The sequence below is a fragment of the Labilibaculum sp. genome (assembly GCF_041595635.1).
In the GTDB taxonomy this organism is placed as follows: domain Bacteria; phylum Bacteroidota; class Bacteroidia; order Bacteroidales; family Marinifilaceae; genus Labilibaculum.
Map to the genome: position 1 here is coordinate 1 of NZ_JBFHJW010000099.1, position 8,240 is coordinate 8,240.

Sequence of the window (8,240 nt, forward strand, 5' to 3'; positions counted from 1 at the left end):
CTGAAACTCCGTTGTTCTCATCACAACCATTTACCGAATCAAAATAACGAGCCTGATCAACATTAATCGTGATTTCCTGATTACCTGCACAGGCAATTATCATTTGAAAAAACAGAAGTATGCCTATTCCATTTGAGAATCGTATCATGTTGTTAATTCTTTAATTCGCCAATGATCTTGTGTTTATCTGTAGAGATTGGCACTTTAAAATTCTAAACCTTATATACACACTAATAAAGTAAGCACAGAATTCCTGCTCAAGGCAGATATACATTCTGCAGAATATTGTTTCATTAATAATAGTAGCTCCCATATTAAAACCTGAGAGCTCATTATATTTTCATTATCGTAACCACATTGGAATTGAATCAGTTTTAATCCATTCTTGAATTCTTTTGTCTAATTTATCAGCAGTATATTCTGTTTTTCCTGCAGGAATCGCATTGTTTTTTGGTAACCATTTTTTATGTTCTGCAATTACTTCAGCATACTTAGGATCTCCAGCTAAATTAATGTGTTCACCAGGATCGGTTGTATGATCGTATAGCTCTTCGCTACCATCTCTGTATTGAATATATCTCCAGCGATTACTACGTACTGCATGATTTTTATAGTACCAGGTACTCAAAACAGGTTCTTCACGAGTCCCTTCAGGATTCTCAATTAAGGGAATTAAACTTGTTCCCTCTAATTTTGGTAATCTATCTAAATGACATAAATCGGTTAGAGTCGGATAAATATCTAGCAAACTAACCACCTGAGCACATCTTTCGCCTGTTCTATCTTCTCCCGGAACTTCAAAAAATAAGGGTACCCGAGTAGATTCTTCCCAAAGAGCTTGCTTTCTGAAATGGTGTTTCTCACCCAAATGTTGCCCATGATCCGACCATAGAACAATAATGGTATTTTTTGCATTGGGACTATTTTCCAGAGCATCCAACACTTTACCAATTTGATCATCCACAAAAGAAACGCAAGCCAAATAGGAATGAACCAACTCAGGAAGAATTTCTTTTTTACGATTTACATCATACCAACCTCCGTTGGGTGTTCGTCCAAAAGCAATGGATTTTCCCATCAAAGGGATATCGCTCATCTCATCTTCAGGGATATCTGGTAATTGTATCGAATCCTTATCATACAAATCGAAATACTTTTGTGGAGCTGTGTAGGGTACGTGAGGGCGAATAAAGCCTACTGCCATAAAAAATGGTTTGTCTTGCTTCTGTGATATCTTATCAATTGCCCAACTAGCTGACTGCTCATCGTACATTCCTTTTTCAGGGATATCTTCTTTAGAAAGAGGTCCTCCGCATAAGGCATAAAAACGGTTTTTCGGTTTGTAGTAATTATTTATGGTATCCTCACCATACAATTGAACCAATTGACCTCCGTCTTTTGGAAAAGGATAAAACATTTTTCCACGATAGCCATAGCCAGCTTTTTCAATATTTTCTTCCATATGGTTCCAAAATGCAGGAGCACATTCGGTCCAGTAATCCTTAGTATGCTTAGGATTATCAGATTTACCATCGTGAAATACTTTACCAACAGCATAAGTATTGTAGCCATTGTTTTTAAAATACTCTGGCAACATCTGATGATCTTTCATCACTGTATCATAATTAATTCGCATCGCTTTTGTGGAGGCATACCAACCTGTTGTTGTTGGATCAAGACCACTTAAAAGTGAGTTACGTGAAGCCGTACAAACAGCTTGCGAACAATGGGCACTCGTAAAAGATACACCTTGACTAAACAGCTTATCTAAGTTAGGTGTAATAGCCTGAGAGTGTCCACCCAAGGGCCCTATCCAATCGTTTAAATCATCAACTGAAATAAACAATACATTAGGATGATCAATTTCTTGGTTTTTACTGCTTTCAGAACAACCCAATAATAGTAGGGTCAGACTTGTAATAATTAATAAGTAATATTTCATATTGTATTTATTTTGTTTATCTCAACCCAACAGGTATCGATTCATTTTTAATCAAATCACTTTCCCAATCATTTGATTCACAGAATCAGTAATTAAATTTTTTTTATTCGCTTTAAGCAATTTTTATTCAATGAAAATTCATCAGTATATTCAGGAGACTGAATAATGACTTTGTCTTCTTTAACCATTAGTTTATATCGTGGTATTTTGTTTTTAAATGGAACGTGTAGTACTATAAATCTTAAAGAATTATTTTTTCTGCGTACGATAAGTGCAGGTTTTCTTTTAGGAATATTGCTTGGTAATTCAGCATCAAATCCTTCCCTTTTAATATAAAAAGGAACTTGAGTACTAAATATTTCTGTTTCAGGATCTCCAGCTACAATTATGCACATTCCAATTGAATCCTTATCTATAAATACCGCTTTAAATGTTGAATCAACATTCGCTTTTTGAGTATTTAACAACCATAGATTATCTTCTCGTTTTGATACCTTATCGATTTTAGCTAAACCATACTCTTTATTTAATGTGTTGTAGGCTTCAAAAGTTAAGCCGAAGTTGAATGATAAGTCTCCATAACTGTGCAAAATATAATCGTAGTTATGATTCTCGTATGATTCACATTCAAAAACATCAAGTACATAATCACTAGTGATACCAATCGTTCGGCATTGATTAACTCCATTATAAATAGATCCTTTTGTACTCAATATTTGCATTGGACCAGAAGTTGTAATTTCAGAAAATTTAGCTCCAGGTATCTCAGGATTTTTTCTAGCGAGTTTAATAACATTCTTGTCAGGCTCCCTAAAATCAATAGCTATTGTATTATGAGCCAATATAGTGTTGGAAAAAGGAGTCGCATTTCTATTCCCTCTTGAAGCTCTGGGAGCCAAATAATCCCAACCCAAGTAATTATCGAAATACGTTTGCTTTTTAAAGGCTGTTATGCCAAGTGCAAAATGATCGTTGTGACTGTGAAATTGTAAACTTGCTCCATTTCTGACATAGGCTGATATGGCATCACTTCCCCAATAATTTTCAGTCGTATCTGCTCTTAATAGAGCCGAACCAAATTCCTGATATGCCACGGATTTTGCTGACGGAGCTTTTACTTCTCCCAACAAAACACCGTGTGTAAGTGCTGTCCAAGCCCAAAAGTTAAAATCCCAAGCATCGCGTTGAAGGTTTTGAGAGGCTAACCAGGCATATTCAGGATTTTTATACTTGCTATAGAGTAAATCCACTTTAATATTAGTTCGATAAGCAGATTGTTTCTCCTTAAAAAAGCATTTGCCTTGCTTATAGACTTTGTTATCAACAACATCCACATATCTGGTTCCATCTCCACAAACAGGCAACGCTCCATCGGTAAGCATTAAGGACATAAATCCGTCCATCATTCCTTTAAAAGAAGCTCCATTAGCTGCAGTATATCGATATAAATTTTCAAGTTTATTGGTTTTAGAAGCTTCTGCCAACATGTGCATTGCAGAGGCTACATAGCCATAATCATACTTTAGCGGCTCAGGCCAAAACGTTTTATCTCTAAATCGTAAAAGAGATGCCTTGTAACCATTACTACCATTTATTGCAGTATCAACAGCTGCAGAATTGCTTCGTAAAAACCCTGCAATTCCAAGGGTTGTTACTCCCAAAAATTGTGTATTGCCCAAACGGGTGATTGCTTCGTTATAATCAAATCCTCGATCAATAATTTCATCCAAGCGTTGATTCATTGCTGGAACTATATCCTGAAACAAAGGATGTTTTTTCACCAAATCCCAAGCAGCCAAATTACCCATTCGAAACATTCCCCAACTCCAAAATCCGCTAAGCTTTTCTCCTTTTTTAAACAAAGATTGATCAAGGGACTGAAGCTTGTATTCATTTATGATTTGGCTTTTTACAAAAGGAAGCATGGTAGTATCCCCAGATATTCTGTAATAAATCGCTGCCTCCCGTGTAATAAAAGACTTACTCCAATCTGAAGCTTGACCAAAGGGATAATAAATAGTTGTATCAAGAACCGCTTCTTTTAATTTCACATATAGATTTTCAGCCCATTCATATTGATCGATATTTGAACGCATTCTGATAAAGTCATTCTCGTTAAAAAACAACTTTTCATCTCCACCCAAATCTTCATCTGGCCAATACTTGTCGCTACTATTACACGAAAGCAATAGTAGAGATAAACTTATGAATAGGACAACTTTATAGATCAAAGCATTTAAAATTAGTCAACAAATTTCATTTATTACTTATCCAAATAATCGATAAGGGTATAAACCTGATTATTCATTTGTTTCATCTCATCAAGCATTGGAGTCCACCGCTCGTATTTGGCATTCACAATCCCCTTATTGGCATCTATATTTGATGGATCAACTCCTTTGGCATTCGGATCATTATCCATGTATTTAAAGTAATGCCAACCTACACAATTTTTAGATTCGAGTAGAGCTAATGTATAGTTCTGATAAAACAATCCTCTATCTTTTTGAGTCCGCACAATCCAACCAGCTCCACTACTGTTTCCCATACCCGAATCTTCCCCTTTGGTATAATACTCGGTTACAATAAAGGGTTTATGGGTCCAGGCAGTCCAGTTTGCCATTTGTGTAGAATCTGGCGTCCAATAATTGTAATAATTCGTTGAAATCAGGTCGATGTAATTCCCAACACCTCTCATAAATTTTTCATGATTTTTCTCACTACTGTAAAAACGAGATCCGATATACATGTGGTTTGGATCGTATTTCTTAATCGCTTTTGAGACAATTGAAAAATATTGTTCTCCCACAAAAGCCATAAACTTTTCTCTATCTTCCTGACTAATTGAATCTTTTACGAGTCCGTGTTCATTCAACCATTGCTGTGCAGCCTGATATCCAAAATCATCCTTAGGCAAGGACATAAAATCGTCAATAGCAGATATCTTAAATGGCATCTCATTATCGGAAAAATGACCAAAAAGGTTAGGATCATCTTTGACTTCACTCACTTGCTTGGCATGCTCATCACAAAAGTTTTTAAATTCGGGATCAAAAACAAAAATTGCATTCTTGGGGTAACCCGTATGACCTGGCTGCATGTATGTGCCTCCTCGTTTTTTGCCATAACTCGACATAAAACTCCAATTCACGGTATAGGGAATGGGTTTTTCAGCCGTTTTATTGTAGGCAATAATTGCATCCTTATCGGACCAAGAACCTGCACAATTGAAACCATAAGCGTGTAATAATTCTACAGTCTCTTTGATCCAGTTTTCTTTCGTTCCAAACTTTTCTTTCAGTGCCTTCTTACTGCTTTGAGTTTTCCCCATGTTCACACTGTTTATGGCAATATTAATGTATTCGTATCCTAATGGATCAACACACCACCATCGATCTCCATCTTTAGCCACATGAAAAAACCCAGTAGCTTCCCTCTTCTGATCTAAATTTCCACCATAAAGACTCAATTCAGGCTGTTTATCGGAACTCTTAAAATCAGGTAATAGATCAACGGTACGGGTTTTAAAAGCCTGATAATCTTTATAGGATCGGCTTCCATCTTTATGGTAAACTTTTACCTTGGCATCAAGCATAATATAATCTTTCTCAGCGTCTATCGATTTATTTTTCTGCTTAGAAGAACACGAAATCAATAGGACTGCCAAAGATAGAAGTATAATGTTTTTCATTTGTTTAAAGTTTTCATGCAAAGCTTTAAAATTGAATTGGGAAACAAGCCATTCCCCAATTTCCTAGAAGCCTTACTTGTAGCTATTTTATGTGTTTAAAATCGATCTTCTGAGAATCTGTAGAATTGGTTCAAAAGTGAAAATATCCTTAAATAAGGAAGGAATTATAAGCTTTTGAATGATGGAAACCACCCAGACGCAAAAGACATAAAACACCATGGAAATAGAATCTCAATGTCTTTCGGTCTTGATGATTTTTATGTTAGTACCAAAAGTTCTATTACCATTGATAATCTTTTCCTTCTCGACTTTCTCTCCAAGATTCTTTTGTTTTTTGAAGTTCTGCTTCCATGGATTTCAATAAGTCAGGCATTTCGCTTGCCAAATCATGTGATTCTGTAGGATCTGCTTCAAGATCAAATAACATCATCTTTTTCCCTTTATCAGGAATACAGATTTTGTATTTGCCTTTAATTAATGCCGATAAATCGATCCCCCTATAAATTCGTTTATACCCAAAAGCCATACTTTCAGATCGAATTGTAGATTCTCCTTCTATTTCAGGAAGCAAGCTCACTCCATCTAAAGGAACTTTTCTACTTACCTGAATATTAAGAACATCTAAAATAGTAGGGAAATAATCATTGGTATTCGCTTGAAATTCTGATACTTGTCCGGCTTTAATATGATCGGGCCATAAAATTAGGGAAGGAACACGAAGTCCGCCCTCCCACATTTGGTGCTTGTGACCGCGGTATGGACCCGCAGAAGCAACTCCCGATTTTGCTACAGGATCAGCAGGACCATTATCACTGCAAAAGAAGATAAGGGTATTTTTTTCGATTCCCTTTTCTTTCAGATAGCTTCTTAAACGACCGATTTGCTCATCCATTGCCGTAATACAACCGTAGTAATTTTTCTGAGCTTCGGATAAGTTAGGATATTTTGCCAAATACTCAGGACCCGCACTAATAGGCTCATGAGGAGCATGAAACCAGATAGTCGCTAAAAAAGCTTTGTCCTCGTTTACTGATTTTTCAATAAAAGGAATCGCTCTATCCATAATAATGCGACTATCGTCACCCTCTAAGTTTTCGGTAGCAGGCACTCCATTTTCCATGTAAATGGAACCTCCCCACGATCCATCGTCCTTAGAACCAAAGCCATGCCAGTCAGCAGGAGTTTTAGTTGGATTCCAGGTAGGAACAGCACTTTTCGTTGCAAAAGTCTCTTCAAAACCATGTTGCCATGGTGGAGAATAGCTTCCTCTGGATTCAACTTTTTCAGACTCTAACCATCCTAAATGCCATTTTCCAAAGAAACCGGTTTTATAACCCTCTTTTTGGAGTACTTCTGCAATTGTTTTCTCGGCATGACGCATGGCACCCGTATGAGCAGCAAATATACCCTGACGGTATGGACTTCGACCGGTTAAACAACTAGCTCGTGTAGGAGAACAAAGAGGTGCTGCAGCATAAAAATTAGTAAAACGAAGGCCAGATTCAGCCATTCCGTCTAAATTGGGCGTAATAATTTCATCGTTCCCATTAAATCCTACATCTCCCCAACCCAAATCATCAGCCATTAGCATAATAACATTAGGCCTCTGCTCGTTTTTATCTGGTTTTTGACCCAAGGCATTTTGATGTAGTAAGATCGTACACAAAATGCTTACTGATAGTAATAATGTTTTTTTCTTCATTGTTCTGTTATTTGTCGTAAAACGTTTCTCAAACACCCACATTTCTCTTTCTAAGTGAAATAAAAGCAACTTTCTTTTCCGTAAAAAGAAAGTCGCTTATAAGCATCCGGGTCTAATTATAACCCGGATTTTGTTCCATTACAGCTCCTGTGTTGGCATCGATAATGCCCTGTGGAATAGGCAATAAGTCATTCCAGGTATTTACTTTACTTTCGTCGAGGCGTGGATTGTATTTGATAGACCACTCATAGAATGTACCAGTACGAACTAGAGTATGACGACGATATTCTTCGGTAACTAACTCACGTGAACGTTCCTTTAAAATAAATTCGAGGTCCACATCATCTCCAGTAATTAGTGAAGCATTCGAACGTGCTCTTAAAACATTCAAATATACCGCAGCCTCATCTGTTTTTCCCTGATACATGAGTGCTTCTGCAGCCAATAAATAGGTTTCGGCCAAGCGCATAAACATTTCATCATCATACTGACCGGCGTTAGATGCATTCGCAAAAACTTCCGTATCGTTATACTTCCATTTTAATACAAAAGGCCATAAATAATGATCCTCTAAATCATCATCATCATCGTAATCCATATTGGTATATTTTAATGTATCAAATACAGTCGCACTTGCATCTGTTGGATAGATAAAGAATTTTTTCACTGCATATTCTGAATATCTGTCATCTGTATCTTCGAACCAGTAGAATGCAGAATCTGAAACAGAAACACGTCCAGCACCTTTCCCTCCATTGTAAGTAGTTTGTTTGCTAGGCAAAATACCTTTTCTCCCGTTTGGCTTCTCCTTATAATAATAACTACTCTCAGAAAGGCCTACATACCCTAATAGATCTTTGATGCGAACAATATACTTTTTTAGAAAACGATCGACTAGATTTTTC

At 36.7% G+C, this 8,240-nt stretch carries 5 protein-coding genes; all 5 read right to left on the minus strand.

Going from position 1 to position 8,240, the window contains the following annotated elements; all coding sequences use genetic code 11:
- Positions 1-343: 343 nt before the first annotated feature.
- Positions 344-1,942, minus strand: a complete 1,599-nt coding sequence (locus ABYT26_RS16970; protein WP_372756098.1) for a sulfatase — start codon at positions 1,940-1,942, stop codon at positions 344-346.
- 92 nt (positions 1,943-2,034) lie between these two features.
- Positions 2,035-4,173 (minus strand): hypothetical protein, encoded by a 2,139-nt coding sequence (locus ABYT26_RS16975; RefSeq protein ID WP_372756100.1) that lies wholly within the window; start codon positions 4,171-4,173, stop codon positions 2,035-2,037.
- A gap of 32 nt (positions 4,174-4,205) precedes the next feature.
- Positions 4,206-5,633 carry an agarase gene (locus ABYT26_RS16980; protein WP_372756102.1) on the minus strand — a complete coding sequence of 476 codons (1,428 nt, stop codon included), beginning with the start codon at positions 5,631-5,633 and terminating at the stop codon, positions 4,206-4,208.
- A 280-nt stretch (positions 5,634-5,913) separates the two neighbouring features.
- Positions 5,914-7,335: a sulfatase gene (locus ABYT26_RS16985; RefSeq protein ID WP_372756104.1), complete on the minus strand. Its 1,422-nt coding sequence runs from the start codon at positions 7,333-7,335 to the stop codon at positions 5,914-5,916.
- 112 nt (positions 7,336-7,447) lie between these two features.
- The coding region (locus ABYT26_RS16990; protein WP_372756106.1) for a RagB/SusD family nutrient uptake outer membrane protein at positions 7,448-8,240 on the minus strand (793 nt) is incomplete at its 5' end.

Coding starts and splice junctions, on each gene's coding strand:
- ABYT26_RS16980 (WP_372756102.1), bottom strand. CDS start 5,633: ATGAAAAACATTATACTTCTATCTTTGGCAGTCCTATTGATTTCGTGT.
- ABYT26_RS16985 (WP_372756104.1), bottom strand. CDS start 7,335: ATGAAGAAAAAAACATTATTACTATCAGTAAGCATTTTGTGTACGATC.
- ABYT26_RS16970 (WP_372756098.1), bottom strand. CDS start 1,942: ATGAAATATTACTTATTAATTATTACAAGTCTGACCCTACTATTATTG.